This window comes from uncultured Rummeliibacillus sp., from assembly GCF_934216135.1.
Classification (GTDB): domain Bacteria; phylum Bacillota; class Bacilli; order Bacillales_A; family Planococcaceae; genus Rummeliibacillus.
This window is the reverse complement of sequence record NZ_CAKQBI010000005.1, coordinates 36,452-61,124: the sequence shown is the minus strand read 5'-3', so window position 1 is coordinate 61,124 and position 24,673 is coordinate 36,452. Positions and strand designations below refer to the sequence as shown.

The window sequence follows — 24,673 nt, the reverse complement described above, 5'->3', positions numbered from 1 at the left end:
GTATAGTATTACATATGAATATAATATGTTGGAAGGGATTTAAAAGGAGGAAAATGGAGTGAAGAAATTTTTCTATCCTTTATCTATTATAACGTTTGTGTTATTTGGCGTTATGTTGATAAATATTAAAAGTAATTGGGTTGCCAGTTTAGATACAACTGTTTCAAAGATATTGAAAGGTAATGACGTAATTGAATTTTTCCATTACTTCGGGGAGACGAAGTTTATAATGGTCATAACATTCCTCTTACTAATATGGCTATGGATTCGTGATCATAATTATCGTGGTATGATGTTCACGCTAATCACAATAGCTGGAGGAAATGTGCTAAATCGTTTAATAAAGGAATGGGTACAAAGACCACGACCAATTATCCCGCATCAATTATCGACTTTTAGTTTTCCCTCAGGACATGCTATGATTGGAATTCTCTATGTTTTCACAATTGCTTACCTTGCAACTGAGTATGAAGCTTCAACAAAAAGAAAACTAACGGTATGGTTACTGGCAACGATAATGGTCATTTTAATAGGTCTATCCAGAGTAGCAGGAAGTCGTCATTTTGCATCAGATGTAATTGCAGGTTGGTCCATTGGCTATACTTGGTTTATTGTTTTAGTAATTTGGTATGAACGAAGAAGAAGAATTATTAATAGGCATTCAAAAAGGTAACCTAAAAATAGGAGTCATTTTAGGTTACCTTGAGTAGAAAAGGATTTGTTCAATCTTGATGTTGGACAATCCTTTTTATTTATCCTAGTCTTGTTTTCTTTATGGTTATTTTATTGATCGTATAAGTTAAAATACTTGCTACAACTAAAAACAATAAAATGATACTAATAACACCATTCCATCCATACTTAGTCCAGAAAATCCCGCCACTTGTACCACCAACACTTGACCCTACATAATAGAAAAATAAATAGAGTGAAGAGGCTTGAGCTTTATCGTGACTAGCCCTTTGACCAACCCAACCACTTGCAATGGAATGTCCGCCGAAGAAACCAAAAGTGAAAATAGCAATTCCAAAGATTTTTAGAATTAGGTTTCCTGCTAAAGCAAGAACAGCACCTACAAGCATTAGACCGATGCCTGTTAATAATATTTTAAAACGACCATGTTGGTCAGCTAATCCGCCCATCCATGCAGAACTGAATGTACCAACTAAATAGATTAAGAAAATCCAACCGACCACTGTTTGACTTAATGAGTATGGAGGATTCAATAGTTGAAATCCAATATAGTTATACATCGTTACAAACGATCCCATTAATAAGAAACCTATTCCAAATAGACTTAATAATGCAGGATCTTTTAGATGCATAACCATCGATTTAAATAACGGTTTAAATGCAAGCCTTTCTGCGTTAAAGTGTTTTGATGCTGGTAACAAGAAATAAAAGGCGATGGCAACAAGTAAACTAATAGTCCCTATTGTGAGCATACCAATCCGCCAATTAAATAGATCACTAACAGTACCCATAATAATCCGTCCTGCAAGGCCACCAATTGAATTTCCACTAATATACAGACCCATCGCAGCACCTAAACTAGCCGGTTCAATTTCTTCACCGAGATAAGCCATGGCAATTGCAGGGAGACCTGCGAATACTATTCCTTGTATGACTCGCAAGGTAAGTAACATGTGATAGTTTGGAGAAAATGCAATAAGAAAAGTTAAAATGGCTACGGCAACCATTGAAAAAGTCATAATTGGTTTTCGTCCCCAAGCCTCTGAAAGTGAACCAACGATTAACATACTAAATGCTAAGGCTGCAGTCGTTAATGATAAGGAAAGACTCGCAGTAGCAGGTGAGATATTAAAAAACTTTGAAAGTGTCGGTAACACAGGTTGAGTCATATATAAATTTGCAAATGTACTAAAAGCACCTGCAAATAACGCTAAGTTAGCTTTTCGAAAGTTCATCGTTCCTTTTTTTATATAATCATCCATTGTAGTAAATCACTCCATTAAAGTATCGAAAGGTAATAATTATAATTGTATATTTTTAATACGATTAATTATAGGTATTATTCAAAGATAAATACAATTTAATTGAAGTAGTTTTTAGAATGATGCCAGTTAGTTAGCTTTTTAAAATTTCCCTATGAAATAAAGTTGCATAAAGGAAACTATTTGCATACAATGAGCAAAAGCCAATTTTCAATCATTGGGGAGGTATGCGGATGGATGGGAGTGTTTTATATGCATTAGGCTTGACATTGTTTGCAGGGTTAGCAACAGGTGTTGGTAGTTTGATAGCGTTTTTTACTTCTAGGACGAATACAAAGTTCTTATCTTTTTCATTAGGGTTTTCAGCAGGGGTTATGATTTATGTATCATTGGTAGAAATTTTCGTGAAGGCAAAGATTGCGTTAGTAAGTGAATTAGGAGCGAAGCAAGGGTATTTATATACAGTCATAGGTTTCTTTGCGGGGATGTTATTAATTACTCTGATTGATAAGATGATACCGAAGCAAGGAAATCCACATGAAGTAAAAATGGTTGAAGACTTACAAAAGGGACCTTCAAAAGAAGAATATACGAAGCTTATGAAAATGGGGGTCTTTACAGCACTGGCAATTGGTATTCACAATTTCCCTGAAGGAATAGCAACGTTTGTGTCAGCTCTAAATGATCCAAATTTAGGTTTGGCGATTGCGATAGCTGTAGCTATACATAATATTCCGGAAGGGATAGCTGTATCTGTGCCTATATTCTATGCAACGGGGAATCGTAAGAAAGCATTTAAGCTATCCTTTTTATCAGGATTAGCAGAACCAGTTGGTGCATTTGTTGCTTACTTACTGCTAATGCCTTTTTTAAATGAAATTATATTTGGCTTGATTTTTGCAGGGGTAGCAGGGATTATGGTGTTTATTTCACTAGATGAATTATTACCGGCTGCTCGAAAATATGATGAGGCACACTCGTCTATTTATGGTGTTGTTTTAGGGATGATTGTCATGGCTATTAGTTTAGTGTTATTAGCATAAATAAGAGGGATTGCATTTTGCAATCCCTCTTATTTACATATATTATTCAACCAACTCTGTTACATTGACCTGTACACCTTTGTCATCGACCTGTACAGCTTTAATATCGTAGTTTGGAAATAACGGTTTCATCTTTGTAACAAAGTTTTCTACGTGATTTTTATCAACCAATGAAATGACGGTAGGACCAGCACCGCTGATAGCAGTTCCGTACGCTCCAGCATCTTTGGCGGTTTGTCTAATTTCATGGTAGTTTGGAATTAAATTAGCGCGAAATGGTTCATGGAATAAGTCGTGCTCCATAAATTCACCCGCACGTTTATAGTCTTTTAATAACAATGCTGCCGTTAGCATATTTGCGTTAGCACTTGCGTGTACAGCATATGCTTTGTCATAGTTTGCAGGTAATACTTTACGAGCCTCTTCAGTCTTTAACTCAACGTTGGGTATAAAAACTGCAAAAGCTGCGTCTACATCTTGTACATGAATAAGTTCTAGCTGGCCATTTGGTAATGTAGAGCCAATTGTAAGTCCTCCACAAACAGATGCAGCAGCATTGTCTGGATGCCCTTCAATTTTAGAAGCTAATCGACAACGCTCATCAGTTGATAACTCTAAATTACATACTTGGTTTGTAATTTCAATACCTGCAACGATGGCGGACGCACTACTACCAAGACCACGTGCTAAAGGTAATTCACTTTGCATAATGACTTTACAAGGTGGCAAGCTAACATTGTATCGTTCAGCAGTTTCTTTTGCGACTTTATAGATTAAATGATCTTCCACAGTGAATTTTTCTGGGAGATGTATGGAATGATGCTCAAACTCCCATTGATCACTAAGCGTTACGTCCAAATGAAGATATAAACCTAAAGCTAAACCAATCGAATCGAAACCAGGACCTAGGTTAGCAGTACTTCCTGGGACAGTAATAGACCATTTTTTACTCATACTAATCCCTCAATATATTTGCGGATTTCTTCCTCATCATTCGGTAGGGATACCATGTCCACATTTGAAGCTTTCACAGCTGTATCAGGATCTTTTAAACCATTACCTGTCAATACAGCAACTACACGACTACCTTTTGAAATAGAGCCATTTGCAACTGATTGTATTACACCTGCAACGGAAGCAGCAGATCCAGGTTCTGCAAATACACCTTCTTTTGCGGCAATTTGTCGATAAGCGTTTAAGATTTCTTCATCTGTTACAGAACCGATTTTACCTTCTGATTCATCACGTGCTGCTTCTGCTAGTTTCCAACTTGCAGGATTTCCGATGCGGATAGCAGTAGCGATTGTTTCAGGATGTGCAATTGGAGCACCTTGAACGATTGCAGCAGCACCTTCAGCTTCAAATCCGAACATTTTTGGCAATTTCGTACCTTTTTTCTCATGATATTCTTTGAAGCCTTTCCAATAGGCACTAATATTACCGGCGTTGCCGACCGGAATTGCTAAGATATCTGGAGCATCTCCTAATTGATCACAAACTTCAAATGCAGCTGTTTTTTGGCCTTCTAATCGATATGGGTTTACGGAGTTTACTAAAGTAACAGCAGTTGTTTCACTAATATCACGAACAACTTGTAATGCTTCATCAAAGTTGCCATCTATTTCAATAATTTTAGCACCGTACATATAAGCTTGAGCTAATTTGCCGGCTGCAACTTTACCTTTTGGTATAACGATGATGGCTTGAATCCCTGCACGGGCAGCGTAAGCGGCAGCAGCAGCAGAAGTATTACCAGTTGAAGCACAGATAACACATTTACTACCGTCTTCAATGGCTTTTGCCACTGCCATTACCATTCCACGATCTTTGAAAGAACCAGTTGGATTTAAACCTTCAAATTTCACATGTAAATCAATTCCAAGTTCTTTTGATAATGTATCTAAATAAATTAATGGTGTATTTCCTTCATGTAAAGTTAAGGCAGGTGTTTTGTCAGTTACGGGTAAAAATTCTTTATAGTGATTTAAAAGGCCTTTCCACATATGTAACATTCTCCTTTGTATATAAAATCTTTTGATGTTCATTCTAAAAGTACAAGTGTTTTTCTATAAGAGACATTTTAACTCATTTCAAGTACTGTTTTCAATAGTATCTTGTAAATTTTCAAAACTATTTGAATTTATTTTACATCTTGTCACAAAATATAATTCTGTGTATAGTTGTATTTACAAATTAGTTTACTGGTGTAAAGACATAAGGGAGCTTAGGAGGCGTATAAAATGACAAAGGCAGTAGTTAATACACCAACAATCTCAAGAAATAAATTGCTAGGTGTAGCTGGTATTGGCTGGCTATTCGATGCTCTTGACGTTGGAATTCTATCATTCGTTATTGCGGCTTTAGCCAAAGAATGGAATTTAACCTCTGAACAAATGGGGTGGATTGGTAGTATCAATTCTATCGGTATGGCAGTTGGAGCTTTTGTGTTTGGCATTTTTGCAGATCGAATCGGACGGAAATCTGTTTTTATTTGGACTTTAGTTATTTTCTCTATAGCAAGTGGATTATCGGCCATGGCAACTACTCTAGCCATATTTATGATTTTACGGTTTTTTATTGGAATGGGCTTAGGTGGGGAGTTGCCAGTTGCTTCTACATTAGTTTCTGAAAGTGTAGCTTCACATGAAAGAGGAAGAGTAGTAGTCTTGTTAGAAAGCTTTTGGGCAGTTGGCTGGTTATTAGCAGCACTTATTTCTTATTTTATTATTCCTGAGTATGGCTGGAGAGTGGCATTGCTATTAACTGCTATACCTGCACTCTATGCAATCTATTTACGTTTGCATTTACCAGATTCACCGCAATTTACTGCAAAAAAGAATCCGTCTAGAAGTATATTGCAAAATTTAAAGGATGTTTGGTCTAAAAAATATATGAGACCTACATTAATGTTATGGATTGTTTGGTTTACTGTTGTATTTTCTTATTACGGTATGTTCTTATGGCTACCAAGTGTTATGGTGTTAAAAGGATTTAGCTTGATCAAAAGCTTTGAATATGTCCTAATTATGACGCTTGCGCAGTTACCTGGATATTTTACGGCAGCATGGTTAATTGAAAAGGTAGGACGTAAATTTGTCTTAGCTACCTATTTATTTGGGACTGCTATCAGTGCACTTGCATTTGGTTTAACAGATATTACTTGGATGTTAATCGTTTCAGGAATGTTACTATCCTTCTTTAATTTAGGTGCTTGGGGTGCACTCTATGCCTATACGCCAGAGCAATATCCAACAGTCATAAGAGGAACTGGGGTAGGAATGGCAGCATCTATCGGTAGGTTAGGGGGAATATTTGGACCGCTATTAGTGGGGGTATTGATGACAAAAGGATTTTCGATTGGTTGGATATTCTCCATCTTCTGTGTGTCTATTTTGATAGGTATACTAGCCATCCTATTATTAGGAAAAGAAACGAAACAAACAGTATTACAATAAAAAATATATTGCTTATTTAAATAGAAGATAAATACTATTGTTGTTAACGCAACCATAGTATTTTATGTAAAAAAATACCAGTAAAAATAGTATAAGTCTTAAATTCATTTTAGATTGAATTATACTAAAATGTTTTTGCAATATAATGTTTTAAAAATAATTATTTGATCATGAAAATATAGAATAGTTTAAATTTACAAATTCTTTATAATCTATATTCAATATTATGTTAATTTTTATAGAAAAAGAGTATTATCTGTTAAAAACAGTTAATACTTTTTTTTACATATTTTACAAAATGCAAAAATAATTCATTTTCTATTCATTTTTATGATGATTATGACTTATTGTTCATATGGACCGACATCACTAAAATAGATAAATGTGACGTTTTTTATAATTTTTATATATCGGTAAGGTTACAGAATAATATTAAATTAAGAAATACTGAAAACTTTATAGTAGGTGTTTTTTTTTTTTTTATTTAACTCGAGTGGAAAATTATTTCTTTTATTTTAAGGGAGGGTCCTAACAATGAGCAATAAAGATATTTCAAGACGTGATTTCCTGAAAACAACTGGTATTGCTACAGGAACGTTAATCGGTGGTGGATTAATCGGTGAATTAATCGGTTTTAATTCTAAAAAAACTACTGCATCAACGAAATCTACAGAAACAAAAACAAACAAAACATCTGAAACTAGTGAAGGTAAAATGTTCTTCACAACAGATAAAGAATTTAATATATTAGCTGCAGCTACTGAACGTATTTTCCCTAAAGATAATTTAGGTGCAGGTGCTATCGACTTAGGTGTACCATACTTCATCGATCGCCAATTAGCAGGTCAATATGGTAGTAACTCAAAAGAATATATGCAAGGACCATTCGGTGCTGGCCTACCTACTCAAGGTTACCAATCTCGTTTGACTCGTGCTGAAATTTTCACTCAAGGTATTCAATCTTTAGAAACTGAAGCAAAAAAACGTTACAAAAAAAGCTTTACAGATATCTCTGATAAAGAACGTGATGTAATTTTAACTGCATTCCAAAAAGATGAAATTAAGATGAAAGGTGTAACTGCCGCATTCTTCTTCAATTTACTTCGTTCTGCAACAATTGAAGGCGCTTATGCAGATCCGTTGTACGGTGGTAACAAAAACATGGAAGGCTGGAAAATGAAAGGCTTCCCAGGTCACCAAATGTCTTATATTAACGTAATTGAAAAAGAAGGATTCCAAAAAATCGCACCTAGATCACTAGGTATGCACTAATTTAGGAGGTTGTATCAATGGCTAAAACTATGCCTAAAGTTGATATCGTTACTGTCGGTGTTGGTTGGACAGGCGCTATCGTTGCTGCTGAATGTACAAAAGCAGGCTTAAAAGTTGTAGGAATTGAAAGAGGTAAAGAACGTGGTACTGAAAACTTTGCCAACGTACATGATGAATATCGTTATGCAATTCGTTATGAACTAATGCAAGACTTATCAAAAGAAACAATTACTTTCCGTAATAATCGTAAACAACAAGCATTACCTATGCGTCAATTAGGTTCGTTCTTACTTGGCGAAGGCCTTGGTGGTGCAGGTACTCACTGGAATGGACAAGTATTCCGTTTCTTACCATATGACTTCGAAATTAAAACAATGACAGATAAAAAGTATGGTAAAGATTTCTTAGGTAAAGACTACCTATACCAAGACTGGGGTCTAACTTACGACGAAATAGAACCATACTATGATAAATTTGAAAAAATCGCTGGTACTGGTGGCGAAGAAAACCCTCTAGGTGGTAAACGTTCAGACAAATATCCGAACAAACCAATGAAGAAAACACCATTACTTCAAAAATTCGAAAAAGCAACTAAAAAATTAGGCTATCATCCATATATGATGCCATCTTCTAACATGAGTGCAACATACAAAAATCCTTATGGTAATACACTTAACGCTTGCCAATATTGTGGTTTCTGTGAACGCTTTGGTTGTGAATACGGTGCTAAAGCTACTCCAGAAGTAGCAGTTATCCCAACTGCATTAAAATCTGGTAAATATGATATTCGTTACAACGCTAATGTTGTCAAAGTTTTAACTAAAGGTGGAAAAGCAACAGGTGTTAAATACATTGATACTGTATCAGGTGAAGAGTTTATCCAACCAGCAGACGTTGTTGTTTTAACTTCATATATCATGAACAATGCTAAATTGTTAATGGTATCTAATATCGGTACTATGTATGATCCTGAAACTGGTAAAGGTACTCTAGGACGTAACTATTGCTACCAAATCATGCCAGGTGCAACAGGTTTCTTCGATGAACAATTCAATACATTCATGGGTGCTGGTGCACTAGGTATAAGTATCGATGACTTCAACGGTGATAATTTTGATCACTCTAAACTTGGATTCATCCATGGTGGTAATATTGAATTAACTCAATTAGGTAACCGTCCAATCGGTAATAACCCAACACATGCTGATACTCCAACTTGGGGTGCAGAATTTAAAAAAGAATCAATTAAAAACTACACTCGTTCTCTAAGTGTTGCAGCACAAGGTGCTTCTATTCCACACAAAGAAAACTACTTTACATTGGATCCAAAATATAAAGATGTTTACGGTGTTCCATTGTTACAATTAAATTATGATTTTACTGAACAAGATAAAAAATTACACAAGTTCATTTCAGATAAGTGCGCAGAAGTCTTAAAAGAAATGGGTGCTAAAACAGTTGAAGCACGTGCGGAAATTACAAATTACAATATCGTACCTTACCAATCAACTCATAACACTGGTGGTACAGTAATGAGTAAGACTCCAGAAGATGGTGTAGTAAATAATTATCTACAACACTGGGATTGTGAAAATCTATTTGCTGTAGGTGCCGGTTCATTTGCGAATAACTCTGGTTATAACCCAACTGATACTGTCGGTGCTTTAGCATTACGTTGTGCTGAAGGTATTATTAAATACTCTAAAAAAGGCGGTTCATTGGTTTAATAGAAAATTATCTGTTAAACTAGTTCACTGATGAAGGAGGAATGAGTCGTGGGATTAGGTGCAATTGGAGTTCCAGGATTAATCGTTATCTTAATCATTGTCTTAATCGTTTTTGGACCAAAAAAATTGCCTGAAATTGGTTCTGCAGTAGGTAAAACCTTTACAGAATTCAAAAAGTCAACTAAAGGTTTAATTGACGAAGACGATGAAGCAAAAAAAGAAAAATCAACTTCTGATAAAAAAGAAATCTAACTAGAGGGTGTTCGTATGGATCCATATGAAGAAAATGCAAAAAAAGTACTCAGCCCTTTGGATAAAATTAGTGAAGATATAGAAGAAATTGAGAAAGAAAAAGAAGTAGAAGAATCTGCTTCTCTTTCGAGTATCGAGCAGGAGCAAGAAGAAGATTCTTCTCTAGCTGATGTAAGTGAAGCTTTTGTAGAACATTTAGCCGACTTAAGAAAGCAACTAATTAAAGGTCTGGCAGTTTTTGTGTTCTTTTTCATCATTGTATTTGCTACAGTGAACAAATGGCTTCCATATGTAACAAGAGGACATGATTTAGTTATTCTAGGTCCACTTGAAGTGATCAAATTCTATATGTCAATTTCAACAACGCTTGCCTTAGGCCTATCTTTACCATTCCTGATGCATTTTGTATGGAATTTCATCAAACCTGGGCTTAAGGAAAATGAAAAAGGATTTCTAGGATTATATTCTCCTGTAATGCTTGTTTTATTTGTTATTGGTGTTGCATTTGGTTATTATGTATTAAACCCACTAAGTTACAGTTTTCTCGTTGGAATAGGTGAATCAAACTTTGATGTCATGATTTCTGCTAGTCAATATATGAGTTATTTAATTATGACAACTGTTCCGATAGGTTTATTGTTTGAGTTGCCGATTTTAGCAATGTTTTTATCAACAATAGGTGTTTTAACATCTGTTGCGATGAAAAGTATTAGAAAATGGTCATACGTTTCGATGGCTGTACTTTCTGCTTTGATCACGCCACCTGACTTTATGAGCCAATTAATCGTGCTTATTCCTATGATATTATTGTATGAAATCAGTATTTTATTAGTGAAGAAAATTGAACGTAAACAAGCTGCAAAATTAGAAAAGGAAAGTACTAATATGTAAGTTAGACTTCCGATCCTATATAAACTTGCCCAATGAAAAACTGATAGTCTATTAATTGGTTTGAGTATTGGCTCATTTATCTGAAGATATCAGATAGATGAGCCTTTTGCATTTATACAGTGAATAATTATAAAAGAATTAATAGAAAAGCTACCTCATATTATTATGTTATAGTACAATGAAAAAGTGACTCGATGTGTGTTATGTAAGTTAAAACATCTAAAGAAAGAATTGTAAAATGATAAATCACCCATGTATTCTTGCATGAATTAAAAAAATATAATTTTATAGTAAATTTTCGTTTGATATTAAATCATTTGTAGGAATTAACTCAAACATATTCTAATATGCTTTTAAGGATAGAAAAAATATTGCCAAACAAATATGTACTTTAATCGAAGTTCATTTTTTAAGCGACTTCACTAAGAAACATTGAATTACTAATTATTACTTAATTTTTTATGATGATTTAATACGTTTACTTACATACCAAATACTAAATGACGTTAATGACAAGTCAATAACAATGAAAATTTCTAGAGAAAAGTTATGGTAACGCTTTCAAAAAGGCGTTGACTAGATTGTGGGCTTTTTTGTAAAATTTCAATTGAGTTTAGATTTTGTTTTCGAGTTTCAGAGTTCGTCTTTAAAAAATTAGAAAAATATCTTTATAGACGAATTTTTTATTAAGTACATTATTCATAGAGGAGGATAAGGATGTCTACATTTACAGCTGAGTTAGTCGGCACGATGATTTTAATTTTGTTCGGGGGAGGCGTTGTAGCTAGTGTTTCCCTAAACAAATCGAAAGGTTTTGGAGGCGGTTGGGTAGTTGTTACAATCGCATGGGGTCTCGCAGTATCCATGGGCGCCTATGCTGTTGGGGGAATTAGTGGAGCACATTTAAACCCTGCATTAACAATTGCACTAGCAACGATAGGAGATTTTCCTTGGAATGATGTACCAATGTATATTGTAGCTCAAATGATTGGAGCTTTTCTTGGTGCAGTATTAGTTTATCTTGTATACTTACCACATTGGGGCGCAACTGATGACCCTGAAGCAAAACTAGGTGTGTTTAGTACAATGCCAGCGATTAATCATCCATTATCAAACCTAATTACTGAAATTATTGGCACATTTGCATTAGTGCTTGGTATTTTGGCGCTTGGAACAAATGATATGACAGATGGATTAAATCCTTTTGTAGTAGGTTTATTGATTGTTGTAATTGGGATGGCTCTAGGCGGTCCAACAGGTTATGCTATTAACCCAGCTCGTGACTTAGGTCCACGTATTGCTCATTTTATATTACCGATTCCAGGTAAAAGAGATTCTGGATGGAGCTATGCATGGGTTCCAATTGTAGGTCCTATAATCGGTGGTGTGTTTGGAGCGTTATTCTATCAACAAATATTTGAAGGTAAATCTAGTATTCTATTTTGGGTATTCCTAGTGATTATTTTACTAATCATTATAGGCGCTCAAGCAACAGTGAAAAAAGTAGTGAAATAAAAAATAAAATAAATAAGATGGGGGTATTAGTATGGCGGAAAAATATATAATGGCTTTAGATCAAGGTACAACTAGTTCACGTGCAATTTTGTTTGATCAATCAGGAGGCATTTTCCATACAGCTCAACAAGAATTTCCACAGTACTTTCCTAAATCAGGTTGGGTAGAACATAATCCTGAAGAAATCTGGAGTTCTATTTTATCTGTTATTGCTGGAGTTCTTTCTGAAAAAAATGTAAGCGCTGACCAAGTAGCTGGAATAGGCATTACAAATCAACGCGAAACAACTGTAGTTTGGGATAAAAATACAGGAGTACCTATATATAATGCAATCGTATGGCAATCACGCCAAACAGCAGCTATTTGTGAAGAATTAAAAGCTAAAGGCTATAATGATTTATTTAGAGAAAAAACGGGTCTACTGATTGACGCTTATTTCTCTGGTACAAAAGTTAAGTGGATTTTAGACAATGTAGAAGGTGCACGTGAAAAAGCTGAAAAAGGGGACCTTTTATTTGGTACCATTGATACTTGGCTAATTTGGAAGTTAACAGGCGGAAAAGTACATGTTACGGATTATACAAATGCTTCACGTACATTGATGTACAATATTCATGATTTGAAATGGGATGAACAATTACTAGATATTCTAGGTGTCCCAGCATCAATGCTTCCAGAAGTACACCCATCTTCAGAAGTTTATGGTAAAACGGATGCTGTTCACTTCTTTGGGCAAGAGGTTCCAATAGCAGGTGTTGCAGGTGACCAACAGGCAGCATTATTTGGCCAAGCTTGTTTTGAAAAGGGAATGGTTAAAAACACTTATGGTACTGGATGCTTCATGCTGATGAATACAGGTGAAAAGGCTGTTAAATCTGAAAATGGTTTACTGACGACCATTGCTTGGGGTGTTGATGGTAAAGTAACATATGCACTTGAAGGAAGTATTTTTGTAGCAGGCTCAGCAATCCAATGGTTGCGTGATGGTTTACGGATGTTCCGAACTGCTGCAGAAAGTGAACGTTATGCGGAAAAAGTGGAATCTACTGAAGGTGTATACGTTGTGCCTGCATTTGTTGGATTAGGTACACCATATTGGGATAGCGATGTTCGAGGAGCTGTATTTGGTTTAACTCGTGGTACACAAAAAGAACATTTTATCCGTGCTACATTAGAGTCTCTTGCATATCAAACAAAAGATGTATTAGATGCTATGGAAGTCGATTCAGGGATTTCTTTAAAAACACTACGAGTAGATGGTGGAGCAGTTGCTAATAACTTCTTAATGCAGTTCCAATCAGATTTACTTAATGTCCCTGTAGAACGTCCATCTGTGAGCGAAACGACAGCTCTAGGTGCTGCCTACCTTGCAGGTCTTGCTGTAGGCTTCTGGGAAAGTACGGAGGCAATTGCAAAACACTGGAACTTGAACAAACAATTCACTCCTGAAATGGATGAAGATAAACGTCAAGAATTATATACAGGTTGGCAAAAAGCTGTACGTGCAGCACAATCATTTAAATAAAAGTATGAAAATTATCGATTGATTCAAACAAAACAGCTTACTACTTAAAATGTGGTAAGCTGTTTTAGTTTTTATTTGCTATTTTGAAATCTGTTCAGGTAGTGGATATTTGATTGAATTTTTAACCAGCTTATCTTTAACGGCTTTTTCTAAATCTACGTTCATACAATCAGCCATTTGAATAAGATATATTAAGACGTCCGCCATCTCTTCAACAATTGCTTGTTTATCCTTTTTAATGGATTCATCAGCAGTTGTCCATTGAAAACATTCGAGCAATTCGTTTGCTTCTAAAGAAATTGAAATGGCTAAATTTTTTACATCATGATTACCTTTCCACCCACGGTCATCACGGAACTTTAAAACTTCTTCAGTAATTTCTTGCATATTGTTACCCTCTTTCGATAAAGAATAATAATAATAATACTCTTTATTATATAGGACTGAGATTATTTTTGGCAGTTGTCACTAAAAGTTTAAAGGATGGGATTACGGATGAAAACAGAAATATTGGATATTGCCCCGAGGCTAACGGAAATATTTGCTCATTTACATGAAAATCCAGAAATTTCTTGGAAAGAATATAAAACGACAGATTTTATCACAAGTCTTTTAAAGCAAGAAGGGTATGATGTTTATACTTTTCCTAATAGTACCGGATTATATGTTGAGATTGGTCAAGGCAAGCCCGTCATAGGATTACGCACGGATATGGATGCATTATGGCAGGAAGTAGATGGAGAAATGCGTGCAAATCATTCATGTGGTCACGATGCACATATGACAATGGTTATTGGAGTCCTTTTGTTGATAAAAAAACTCAAACCACAATTTACTGGAACATTACGAGTATTGTTCCAACCTGCCGAAGAAAAGGGGGAAGGTGCTCTCTCTTTAGTTGAAAAGGGACTTGTAGATGATATGGATTATTTGTTTGGCGTACATTTAAGACCATTTCAAGAATTGGAAGATGGTGCATTCTCTCCGGCGTTACACCATGGTGCATCTATGATGATTGCTGCAGAAATATATGGTGTAGAAGCCCATGCAGCTAGACCTCATTTAGGAAAAAATGCTATTGAGATTGGCAGTAGTTTGGTTGAAGCGTTAAAATCGATTCATATAGATACTATGATTCCATACTCTGTTAAAGTAACGAAGTTTCATGCAGGTGGGGAATCAGGTAATATTATTCCTGGAAAAGCGTTTATCAACCTTGATGTAAGAGCTCAGACAAATGATGGGATGGAAGAACTAGTAAAAGATATAAGGCGAATTGTTGATGCAGTTTGTAAATTGTATGATGCAAAAATCGTGTTAAAAGTTTTAATGGATATAGCAGCTGCCCAAGTAAATGAGGAAGCAAAAGATATTCTAGAACATGCTATTATTCAATCAGTAGGACATGAAAATGTGAGCCCACCCTTATTTACACCTGGTGGAGAAGATTTTCACTTTTATTCAAAACAACGACCTACTGTTAAAACGACAATGTTAGGAGTAGGATGCAATTTAACCCCTGGATTACATCATCCGAATATGACATTTAACCGTGATCGACTGATTACAGGAGTAGAAATCTTAACTCGAACAGTATTGTGTGCATTCGAATATGCCAAGTTAAAGAAGATACCACAGTAATAGTTTTAGAAAAGGAGTGGTGACGTTGAAGATTGAACATGTGACCATTCGACAACTAAAAATGCGTATGAAATCACCGTTTGTAACAAGTTTTGGAACAGTTCAAACAAAACAATTTTTAATCGTAGAAGTATTTGATGAGGAAGGTTTAGTGGGTTTTGGTGAAGGAGTAGCCTTTGAAGCACCATGGTATACAGAAGAAACACTACAAACAAGCTGGCATATGTTAGAAGATTTCTTAGTCCCCATTATTCTAAAAAGTGAAATAGGACATCCATCCGAAGTATCACAATTATTCTCAAGTATTCGTCGTAACAATATGGCTAAAGCGGCTATTGAGACTGCTATTTGGGATTTATATGCAAAACAAAATCATATTTCTTTAGCAAAAGCTCTGGGTGGAAAACGGGATTCAATAGAAGTTGGGGTTAGCATTGGCATTCAACCAACAACTGAACAACTCTATGAGAAAATTGATCATGCAATAAGAGAAGGTTGTAAAAGGATTAAGGTTAAGATTAAGCCAGGATTCGATCTGGACCTTATTAGTTCCATTCGTAAACGATATCCAGACATCCCATTAATGGCAGACGCTAATTCATGCTATACATTAAATGATATCCCATTATTAAAGTCCTTAGACAAATACAACTTATTAATGATTGAACAACCATTGGCTGCAGATGATCTATTGCAACATGCAAAACTACAGAAACAAATTCAAACACCTATTTGTCTAGATGAAAGTATTTGTTCATATGATGATGCAAAAACAGCAATTGAATTAGGCAGTTGTAGAGTGATTAATATTAAATATGCTCGTGTAGGTGGTCTAACAGAAGCTAAGAAAATTCAAAACCTATGTGAGGACAACAATATCAAGGTGTGGTGTGGAGGCATGCTTGAGGCTGGCGTAGGACGTGCACATGCTATTGCATTAGCGACACTATCTAATTTTACATTACCTGGCGATACTTTAGGGTCAAGTCATTATTGGGAAGAGGATATTATATATCCTGAAGTAGTTGTTAAGAATGGATTAATAGAAGTTCCTGAAGGGGTAGGGATAGGTTATTCAATCAATCAAAAAGTTCTAGAAAAATATACAGTTAAACAAAAAATAATCATGCAAGATTAATATTGCATGATTATTTTTTTGATGTATTAGTCAAAAATTTTACTCATATAGAGTTCGTCTATGTAACTTGAGTTTATTTTAATTGATTTTTTTCTTTCCCCTTCAATTGTAAATCCAAATTTTTTATATAATGAAATAGCTTTTTGGTTAGTTTTGAAAACGGATAATTCTAAACGAGTAATATTTTTTGAATGTGCCCATTTTTCAGCTTCACTTATAAGTGAAGTGCCAATTCCTTTATGTGCGAATTTTTCTAGCACGCCCATTTTTATAGAAGCACGATGTTTTGTTCTTAGTACAGTGTTGCCCATAATAGAAATAACACCGCCAATTTCTCCATCAATAATAGCTATTAGTATGATGCTAGAGTTATCGCTTTTCCATTGAGCAATCAATTTACGAAAACCTTGTACAGAAATATTAAATTCGTTTTGTCCATATTCTAAGTAATCTGTTTCGGCAAATAATTGTTGGTATAATCCTATTACTTCACGTGCGTCATCGAAGTCAATTGGACGAATAATGTATGTAGATTGATTGGCAGATTTTTTTTCAATCGTTGCTGCAATTTGGTTTATAGTAGTTTTTTCAAAGGTTACATAATAGCCTAGTTTTACGTCTGTTACACTGTAACCAAGTTCGGTCCAAGCAATAAAATGCTTCAATGGGGGCTTTGTTTTCTTCCACCAACTTTTATTTAAATAAGAGGCATTTGGAAGAGGTTGACCCATAATGGTTTCAATTTCAGAGAAGGTCAAAGTAAGCTTATCTTCTGTTGCTGCTTCAAAATAAGAAGCTAATGGTATGTATTTCTTTTCTATCTTATTATCCATATTTACCCCACTTTATTTTTGATAAATTATATAAAAATATTAACATAGGTTGGAAATGAATGACACTGATTTGTCATATAAAAGTTTCTTACTAATAAGTAATTTGCGAAAATAATATTAAAGAATCATTTTTCATACTTTATGATGTTATCGTGATAGAAGGAACTTTCATTCTTTTTCGTTAACAGATGTGATAAAATAATATCGGAATTTGTATATAATTTTTAGGAGGAATAATCATGAGTAAAATCCTTGTTTTCGGACATAAAAACCCTGATACTGATACAATTACATCTGCATTAGTATACGCTTACTTAAAACAACAAATTGGAGTAGAAGCTGAAGCTGTTCGTTTAGGCGAACCAAACAACGAAACTGCTTATGCTTTAGAAAAATTTGGATTTGAAGCACCTCGCTTCGTAGCAAAAGTAGCTCCTGAAGCTTCTCAAGTAATCCTAGTTGACCACAATGAACGTCAACAATCTGCAGATGATATTACAGAAGTACAAATTACAGAAGTAATCGATCACCACCGTATTGCCAACTTTGAAACAGCTGATCCATTGTACTACCGTGCTGAACCTGTAGGATGTACAGCAACTATTTTAAATAAAATGTTTAAAGAAAATGATGTTGAAATTCCAGCAAAATATGCTGGCTTAATGCTTTCAGCTATTATTTCTGATACATTATTATTCAAATCACCAACTTGCACATCTCAAGACGTAAAAGCTGCTAAAGAACTTGCTGAAAAAGCAGGTGTCAACGCAGAAGAATACGGTTTAGCTATGCTAAAAGCAGGTGCTGATTTAAGTGATAAATCATTAGAAGATTTACTATCTCTAGATGCAAAAGAATTTTCTATGGGAGATAACAAAGTTGTAATCGCTCAAGTTAATGCTGTAGATGTCAATGATGTATTAGACCGTCAAGCTGAACTTGAAGCTTTACTTAACAAAGAAGTTGAAGAAAAAGGATTAGATTTATTCTTCTTCGTTGTTACTGATATTTTAAATAATGATTCAGTAGCAGTACCTGTTGGTAAAGTAGCAGATAAAGCTGCACCAGCATTTGGAGCATCTTTAGAAAACAATCGCGTCGTATTAAAAGGCGTTGTATCACGTAAAAAACAAATTGTCCCAGCGTTAACAGAAGCTTTAAAATAGTATTCCTCAATCGAAAAAAGGCTATCCATCAAGTGTGGATAGCCTTTTTTGTCATCACCAAATTTTTTTACAAGTAGTTATTTGGAATTGATAGAAAATCTAGAGATCTAGTGGTTTTACAGCAGGTCCTTCTAAGACCGAACCGTCTTTTGAAAATCTTGAACCATGACAAGGACAATCCCATGTTTCGTCTGCTTCGTTCCATCGTGTTTTACAACCTAAATGTGTGCATCTTGGATTTGAGCTTCTTGTCATATATCCTCCAACTAAATCGACTACTGTTTGTCCACCTACTTTTAGTGCTTGCATGAGTGTATCTCCAATTTTCGTATGTTTCGGTGAATAAAGCTTAATCCCATCATTAGATTGCCCTAATAATCCATCACTGATTATTTGGCCGGCAACAATAGAATTAGATATGCCCCATTTTCTAAAACCTGTAGCGAGCCAAATATTAGGATAACCCGAACTAATCTGCCCTACATAAGGAAGGAGGTCAGGCGTTTCAGGGTCTTGTGCAGACCATTTAAAATCTATTTCATCAGCAGAAAATTTCTCAAAAGCTTCATTTTCAATAGCTTCATAATATATATTCGTATTTGACGAAGAACCAGCTCTTTGTGAAGAACCTGCAAGCAAAGTATAGTAATCGTTATCTATCTTAACTGTACGAATTGACCGACCCACTTGATCGATTGAGAGATATTGTCCTTTATAAGGCTCTGAACATTTAAAAGCAATTATATAAGACCGATTCACTTTTAGTTTCACTAATTGCAAGCCAACAATAGCTTCCAAAGGATAATGAGAACAAATTACTAAATCCTTACAATAAACAGTTTGCTTATTTTCTAATTCAACATATGGTTTTGACAGATTAATGTGTGCTACACGAGAATGTTCAAAAAACTTGGCCCCAGCTTTACCAGCCATATCCATAATACTCTGGCCAAATCGAACGGGATGTATTTGCGCTTGCTCTAGCATAGAGACAGAAGCTTTAGATGAATATGGGATTTCACATTTCTCACCGAATGTACCTGGTATGTGTAACAGTTTATAAGCATCCCATTCATCTTCAATCTTCTTAATATTATTGCTTTCAGTAGTGTATAAGAAAGAAGTAGCAGGTTTAATAATAGAAGAATCTACTAAATCTAGTGCAGCAGTTATAGCTTTTTGGTTAAGTTCATAATAGAGTTGAGCAGCATCCAATCCGAATTTCTCAATAATCGTTTGATATACAAGGCCGTGTTGTGCGGTCAGTTTTCCTGTAGAGTGACCGGTGGCGCCACTAAGAAAAGAATTACCTTCAAGTAAAACGACGGACTTTCCAGCTTTGGCTAAATGATAGGCTGTCATTATGCCACTTAGGCCTCCACCGATAATACACACATCGGTTTGTAAAGATTCCTGAAGGGATGAATTTATAGTCGTTTGCATGTTTTGTAACCAAATAGAGGTGGTCATAAAATCTCCTACTTATTTTTTATTTATATTATGTGAAATTTGTGGATTATTATACATGGGCAGGAAAATTGCAGAATATATAATAACCCCTATAAAATAGATTGAAGAGGTGAAGGAACATGAAAATTGAGATATGGTCAGATTATGTATGTCCATTTTGTTATATTGGTAAAAGAGAATTAGAGAATGCATTAGAAAAAACAGGCTATAAAGATCAAGTTGAAGTAGAGTTAAAAAGTTATCAACTAAGTCCTGATTCACCAGCAACATCGGAGATAGGAGTCTATGAAGCATTAGCAAAAAAATACGGTACAACAGTTGAACAGATGAAAGTACAATCAGAGGGGATTATTGCACGTGCAGCATCGCTTGGATTGGATTATCATTATGAAAATATGAAACCTGCTAATACATTTAAAGCTCATCGACTAGCCAAATATGCTGACTCTGTAGGAAAAGGGGCAGAGATGAGCGAGAGACTTTTAAAAGCTTATTTCAATGAAAATAAAGAAATAGGATTAACGGAAGAATTAGTGGATTTAGGGGTAGAAGTTGGTTTAGAACGTCAAGCAATTGAAGATGTACTTAATGATGGCTCATTTGCAGATGATGTCCTATCTGATATTCAAAAAGCATCTGAGTTAGGTGTTCGTGGTGTTCCTTTCTTTGTATTTGATAACAAATACGCAATATCTGGCGCACAACCAGGAGAGGTCTTTGAAAAAGCAGTTCGGCAAGTTGCTAAAGAGGCAGGTTTACGACCAAGCTTGAAAATGATGGGGCAAGATGGTACTGGAATTTGCACAGATGGTAAATGTGAATTATAGAATCAGTCAAAAGTATGAGAACACGTTCATTGACTTAGAATGTGTTTTCTTTTAAAATGAATTTATCTCGAATTAGAGATATTCATTTAAAACCAATTGAAAGCGAGAGATATATTTAATGACTAATGTATTAGTAGTAAAAGCAAATAATCGTCCAGCTGATCAAGCTATTTCTAGTAAAATGTATGAAACATTTATGGAAGAGATTAAAGGATCTGACCTTAACGTTTCTGTATATGATGTTTATGAAGAAGATACTCCATACTTTGGACAAGACCTTCTTGAAGCGTTTGGTAAATTACAAAATGGTGAAGAGTTATCTGATCTACAAAAACGTACACTAGCTGCAAAACAAAAAGCAATGGATGCAATTTCTGCTGCTGATGTTGTCGTATTCGCATTCCCATTATGGAACGGAACAATTCCAGCTAAATTACACACATTTGTCGATTATGTTTATGCTGCAGGTTTTGCATTTAAATATGGTGAAAACGGTAATTTAGTAAGCTTAATGCCAGAGAAAAAAGCAATTTTCTTAAATGCTCGTGGTGGTATTTACTCAACTCCAGAAACAGCACCAATGGAAATGTGTGTAAACTACATGCGTAACGTATTTGGCGGCGTATTTGGTATGCAAATCATCGATGAAGTAATTATCGAAGGTCACAATGCAATGCCTGCTAAAGCTCAAGAAATTATTGCAAATGGTTTAGAAGAAGTAAAAGCTGCAGCAAAACGTTTAAAAGAACTTACTGTTAAAGCTTAATAAATATAATCATAACAATCCCGGCGCAAATTAGTGTGTCGGGATTTTTTAGTTTATAAATATTTGTGCAAGCATAAACTCATGAAAACCTATCCCCACGAATAATAACATCTCATTTTGCCTTCTTAAGTGTAATAGAATAAATACGGTGGATGAGAGAAAAAGTTTTAAAGGATAGATTGAGTAGCGGATAAAAAGAAAAAGCCCCTCACTAATGTGAGAAGGCTAAGAGGCTCTTGTATTATTGAGCTGGATTAAGTTCTAATTCAATTTTGATTTTGATGTCTTCCCCAACAAGTACGCCACCAGTTTCAAGAGCTGCGTTCCAAGTTAAGCCGAATTCTTTACGGTTGATTTTTCCAGTTGCTTCAAATGCTACAACTTCTACACCCCATGGGTTAGTACCTTTACCACCGTATTCAACATCAAAAGTAACAGGTTTTGTTACGCCTTTGACTGTGAAATCACCAGTTAATTTGTATTCGCCAGCCCCTTCTGATTTGATATCAGTTGCAACGAAAGTCATTTTAGGGAATTGTTCTGCATCAAAGAAATCAGCTGATTTTAAATGATTATCACGATCTGCATTGTTTGAGTTGATGCTATTTACATCAATGTCAAATTTGATAGAAGCAGATGTTAAATCTTCTGGGTTCATATCAATATCTGCTGTAAATGTATCAAAACCACCTTTTACTTTTGAAATCATCATATGTTTTACTTCGAATCCTAAGCTAGAGTGTGCTACGTCAACATTAAATTTTGTCATTTTAAATTCCTCCTAGAGTTAAATTTTTCTTTGTTTAATCATATTACATTATTATCTTGAAATCAAGATTTATTAATTAAAGATATTTAGTTGTTAAATATCTTTAACTGTAAATATCATTCCATTGTGATTAAAGTCTTTCACAATAATTTTCTTGTCAGTCTCTTCGTGTGAAATATCGTGTTCAACTAGATTTTGCTTTAACTTCTTCAATTCATCCATTGAAGAAAGGTTCAATGAATAGCTGATTAATCCATTAGCAACTGACGGTGCAAGTGGGGCACCAATACCATTCCATACATTTGTAGCAATATGGTGATGATAATCTCCTGCTGACATGAAATAAGCTGAACCCATAAAATTGGTTTTTAAATCTAAGCCGAGTCCATCTATATAGAAGCGACGTAATTCATCACTTAGGTCAGATACAGTTAAATGCATATGACCTAAAATAGTACCTTTAGGGAAGCCAGTCCATTCTCGATTTGGATCATACAATGCCATAATACTATTGAAATCGACTGGAATTGTATCGGTATCAATTGTACCGTCATCATGAATAGTCCATTCGTTACGAGGTCTATCTCTGTATATTTCAATACCGTTTCCCTCAGGATCTGTTAAATAGAAAGCTTCTGAGTATAAATGATCGCCAGCACCACTAAATGGTGCTTTTATCTTCATTAAATTTCCAATCATATACGCTAAATCTTCTCGACTTGGGACTAAAATAGCGAAATGATACAGTCCGGTAGTTCGAGGCGGTCTTTGAATTACATCTTTATCTGCGGTTAGGATTAAAATCGGTTCAGAGCTGCCTGCCCCGAAAATCACCGCTTGAGAGCTTTCTTCTATAATACTGAAACCTAATGCTTGATAGAACTTTTTTTGAGTTTCAAGTGATTGAACGCGCAATTGTACATATCCCAACTGCATCTTAGGGTCTAATTTAAATGTCATAGTGATTCCTCCTTTCAAAAAGTATTTAACTTACTTTTCGTAACTTACTATAAAACAGTAAATTTATTACGTCAAGTAATTAAGTTACGAAAAGTTTACTTTTAATCGAATTGTCGTTAAAATGTATTTATTAGAGGTGAAATTTATGAAAGAAAATGCATTATGTCCACGATTATCAAAAGCAATGGATTTAATCGGTAAACGCTGGGTTGGTTTAATTTTGTATGAATTATTAGAAGGACCTAAACGTTTTAGCGAAATTGAATCTTCACTTCCTATTAGTGGCCGTTTACTATCAGAGCGTTTGAAGGAATTAGAAAAAGAAGGACTTGTAGAAAGACAAGTTTACACAGAAGTTCCTGTTCGCGTTGAATATAGTCTTACAGAAATGGGTTTAAGCTTAAAAGATGCAATTGATGCAATTGAAATGTGGTCAAAAAGATGGCTTTAAGTGATTTTCACTTGTAAAATAGCCGTTGTATATTCATACTTAATGAAGGAAAAGAAAGTATGAAAGGAATGGACTTTCCATTATGAAAGAACAATGGGTCAATGATTTATATAAGATTGTAAATTCTAAAGATATTAAAATAGATGAACCACTAAAAAATTACACAATGACAAAACTTGGAGGTAATGCAGATATACTTGTAATGCCTTCAACAGAAGATGAGGTAGCTGAAGTTGTAAAATATGCACATCTCAATAATGTTCCGATTTTCTTATTAGGAAATGGCTCGAATATGGTGATAAGAGACGGTGGTATTAGAGGGATTGTATTAAATCTTTCTAAACTCGATGAAATTCGTATTGAGGGTACAACGGTGTATGCACAATCTGGTGCACTTATTAAAGACGTGTCAAAGGCTGCTGCTGCTAAGTCGCTAACAGGCCTTGAATTTTCTTGTGGAATTCCAGGTTCTATTGGTGGTGCGATGGCTATGAATGCTGGTGCATATGGCGGAGAGATTAATGATGTTATTGTTAGTTGTAAGGTATTGACTAAAGCAGGTGAAGTATTAAATCTTTCAAAAGAACAATTAGAACTTGGCTATCGTAAAAGTATTATCGCTAAGAATGGTTATTATGTTTTATCATCTATTTTCAAATTGGAAAATGGGGATAAAGAAACGATTGATGCTACAATTGCAGATTTAACATTTAAGAGAGAATCTAAACAACCACTTGAATATCCTTCAGCGGGAAGTGTCTTCAAACGTCCTCCAGGTTATTTTGCCGGAAAGCTAATCCAAGATAGTGGTATGCAAGGAAAAGGTGTCGGTGGCGCCGAAGTTTCAACAAAACATGCAGGCTTTATTATTAATAAAGGTAACGCTACTGCTACTGACTATATTGAAACCATTCATATGGTACAAAAAGCTGTAAAAGAAAAATTCAATGTAGATCTTGAAACAGAGGTGAAAATTGTTGGAGAAGATTTAGCTACTGATAAAGTAGATTAAACCTT

24 protein-coding genes are annotated in these 24,673 nt (G+C 35.0%); 16 read left to right on the top strand and 8 right to left on the bottom strand.

Translation table 11 applies throughout. From position 1 onward, the window contains the following. Positions 1–58: 58 nt before the first annotated feature. Positions 59–673, top strand: coding sequence for a phosphatase PAP2 family protein (locus tag Q0977_RS04885; RefSeq protein WP_299511061.1), 615 nt, complete (start codon positions 59–61; stop codon positions 671–673). A 79-nt stretch (positions 674–752) separates the two neighbouring features. On the opposite strand, the gene Q0977_RS04880 is transcribed toward Q0977_RS04885, so the two are convergent. Further along, on the bottom strand, positions 753–1,955 hold the full coding sequence (locus tag Q0977_RS04880) for an MFS transporter (protein WP_119417221.1): 1,203 nt from the start codon (positions 1,953–1,955) through the stop codon (positions 753–755). Between the two features lie 233 nt (positions 1,956–2,188). Between Q0977_RS04880 and zupT the strand changes: the two genes are divergently transcribed. Beyond that, a complete protein-coding gene (gene zupT / locus Q0977_RS04875; protein ID WP_119417220.1) occupies positions 2,189–2,998 on the top strand; it encodes a zinc transporter ZupT in 810 nt (269 codons plus the stop codon). Positions 2,999–3,040: 42 nt separating this feature from the next. On the opposite strand, the gene thrB is transcribed toward zupT, so the two are convergent. After that, complete coding sequence (thrB, locus tag Q0977_RS04870) at positions 3,041–3,952, bottom strand: homoserine kinase (RefSeq protein WP_119417219.1); 912 nt, start codon at positions 3,950–3,952, stop codon at positions 3,041–3,043. Then, entirely contained in the window at positions 3,949–5,001 is a 1,053-nt protein-coding gene (thrC, locus tag Q0977_RS04865) for a threonine synthase (protein WP_119417218.1), read from the bottom strand. The genes thrB and thrC overlap by 4 nt, the downstream gene beginning before the upstream one ends. A 237-nt stretch (positions 5,002–5,238) precedes the next feature. On the opposite strand from thrC, the gene Q0977_RS04860 reads away from it, so the two are divergent. From Q0977_RS04860 to glpK, 7 genes are all read left to right on the top strand, one after another. Beyond that, on the top strand, positions 5,239–6,453 hold the full coding sequence (locus Q0977_RS04860) for an MFS transporter (protein WP_119417217.1): 1,215 nt from the start codon (positions 5,239–5,241) through the stop codon (positions 6,451–6,453). A 534-nt stretch (positions 6,454–6,987) separates the two neighbouring features. Continuing rightward, positions 6,988–7,725, top strand: a complete 738-nt coding sequence (locus Q0977_RS04855; protein ID WP_299511054.1) for a gluconate 2-dehydrogenase subunit 3 family protein — start codon at positions 6,988–6,990, stop codon at positions 7,723–7,725. A 17-nt stretch (positions 7,726–7,742) separates the two neighbouring features. Beyond that, entirely contained in the window at positions 7,743–9,452 is a 1,710-nt protein-coding gene (locus Q0977_RS04850; RefSeq protein ID WP_299511052.1) for a GMC family oxidoreductase, read from the top strand. A 48-nt stretch (positions 9,453–9,500) separates the two neighbouring features. Then, positions 9,501–9,704 carry a twin-arginine translocase TatA/TatE family subunit gene (gene tatA, locus Q0977_RS04845; RefSeq protein ID WP_119417214.1) on the top strand — a complete coding sequence of 68 codons (204 nt, stop codon included), beginning with the start codon at positions 9,501–9,503 and terminating at the stop codon, positions 9,702–9,704. Positions 9,705–9,719: 15 nt separating this feature from the next. Beyond that, positions 9,720–10,595, top strand: a complete 876-nt coding sequence (tatC, locus tag Q0977_RS04840) for a twin-arginine translocase subunit TatC (protein WP_119417213.1) — start codon at positions 9,720–9,722, stop codon at positions 10,593–10,595. A 717-nt stretch (positions 10,596–11,312) separates the two neighbouring features. Beyond that, entirely contained in the window at positions 11,313–12,110 is a 798-nt protein-coding gene (locus Q0977_RS04835) for an MIP/aquaporin family protein (protein ID WP_119417258.1), read from the top strand. A gap of 31 nt (positions 12,111–12,141) precedes the next feature. Next, positions 12,142–13,635, top strand: a complete 1,494-nt coding sequence (gene glpK, locus Q0977_RS04830) for a glycerol kinase GlpK (protein WP_119417259.1) — start codon at positions 12,142–12,144, stop codon at positions 13,633–13,635. A 78-nt stretch (positions 13,636–13,713) separates the two neighbouring features. On the opposite strand, the gene Q0977_RS04825 is transcribed toward glpK, so the two are convergent. Next, positions 13,714–14,022, bottom strand: a complete 309-nt coding sequence (locus Q0977_RS04825) for a nucleotide pyrophosphohydrolase (protein ID WP_119417260.1) — start codon at positions 14,020–14,022, stop codon at positions 13,714–13,716. A 108-nt stretch (positions 14,023–14,130) separates the two neighbouring features. Between Q0977_RS04825 and Q0977_RS04820 the strand changes: the two genes are divergently transcribed. After that, the gene (locus tag Q0977_RS04820; RefSeq protein ID WP_299511046.1) at positions 14,131–15,276 is read left to right on the top strand and encodes a M20 peptidase aminoacylase family protein; all 1,146 of its coding nucleotides are present in this window, start codon (positions 14,131–14,133) and stop codon (positions 15,274–15,276) included. A 25-nt stretch (positions 15,277–15,301) separates the two neighbouring features. Beyond that, on the top strand, positions 15,302–16,414 hold the full coding sequence (menC, locus tag Q0977_RS04815) for an o-succinylbenzoate synthase (protein WP_299511044.1): 1,113 nt from the start codon (positions 15,302–15,304) through the stop codon (positions 16,412–16,414). A gap of 26 nt (positions 16,415–16,440) precedes the next feature. On the opposite strand, the gene Q0977_RS04810 is transcribed toward menC, so the two are convergent. Further along, a complete protein-coding gene (locus Q0977_RS04810) occupies positions 16,441–17,247 on the bottom strand; it encodes a GNAT family N-acetyltransferase (protein ID WP_119417263.1) in 807 nt (268 codons plus the stop codon). Between the two features lie 239 nt (positions 17,248–17,486). On the opposite strand from Q0977_RS04810, the gene Q0977_RS04805 reads away from it, so the two are divergent. Continuing rightward, positions 17,487–18,413: a manganese-dependent inorganic pyrophosphatase gene (locus Q0977_RS04805; RefSeq protein ID WP_119417264.1), complete on the top strand. Its 927-nt coding sequence runs from the start codon at positions 17,487–17,489 to the stop codon at positions 18,411–18,413. 99 nt (positions 18,414–18,512) lie between these two features. Here the strand turns inward: Q0977_RS04805 and Q0977_RS04800 are convergent, their stop codons facing one another. Continuing rightward, positions 18,513–19,883, bottom strand: coding sequence for an FAD-dependent oxidoreductase (locus Q0977_RS04800; protein ID WP_119417265.1), 1,371 nt, complete (start codon positions 19,881–19,883; stop codon positions 18,513–18,515). Positions 19,884–20,002: 119 nt separating this feature from the next. On the opposite strand from Q0977_RS04800, the gene Q0977_RS04795 reads away from it, so the two are divergent. Together Q0977_RS04795 and Q0977_RS04790 are read left to right on the top strand one after the other, a co-directional pair. Then, positions 20,003–20,710, top strand: a complete 708-nt coding sequence (locus Q0977_RS04795; RefSeq protein WP_119417266.1) for a DsbA family oxidoreductase — start codon at positions 20,003–20,005, stop codon at positions 20,708–20,710. 118 nt (positions 20,711–20,828) lie between these two features. Then, positions 20,829–21,476, top strand: coding sequence for an FMN-dependent NADH-azoreductase (locus Q0977_RS04790; protein WP_119417267.1), 648 nt, complete (start codon positions 20,829–20,831; stop codon positions 21,474–21,476). A 241-nt stretch (positions 21,477–21,717) separates the two neighbouring features. Here the strand turns inward: Q0977_RS04790 and Q0977_RS04785 are convergent, their stop codons facing one another. Together Q0977_RS04785 and Q0977_RS04780 are read right to left on the bottom strand one after the other, a co-directional pair. Then, positions 21,718–22,245 (bottom strand): YceI family protein, encoded by a 528-nt coding sequence (locus tag Q0977_RS04785; protein ID WP_124217470.1) that lies wholly within the window; start codon positions 22,243–22,245, stop codon positions 21,718–21,720. 93 nt (positions 22,246–22,338) lie between these two features. Continuing rightward, positions 22,339–23,205, bottom strand: coding sequence for a VOC family protein (locus Q0977_RS04780; RefSeq protein ID WP_119416009.1), 867 nt, complete (start codon positions 23,203–23,205; stop codon positions 22,339–22,341). A gap of 145 nt (positions 23,206–23,350) precedes the next feature. On the opposite strand from Q0977_RS04780, the gene Q0977_RS04775 reads away from it, so the two are divergent. Then, the gene (locus Q0977_RS04775; RefSeq protein ID WP_124217468.1) at positions 23,351–23,656 is read left to right on the top strand and encodes a helix-turn-helix domain-containing protein; all 306 of its coding nucleotides are present in this window, start codon (positions 23,351–23,353) and stop codon (positions 23,654–23,656) included. Positions 23,657–23,735: 79 nt separating this feature from the next. After that, positions 23,736–24,668, top strand: coding sequence for a UDP-N-acetylmuramate dehydrogenase (murB, locus tag Q0977_RS04770; protein WP_119416007.1), 933 nt, complete (start codon positions 23,736–23,738; stop codon positions 24,666–24,668). Positions 24,669–24,673: the final 5 nt, after the last annotated feature.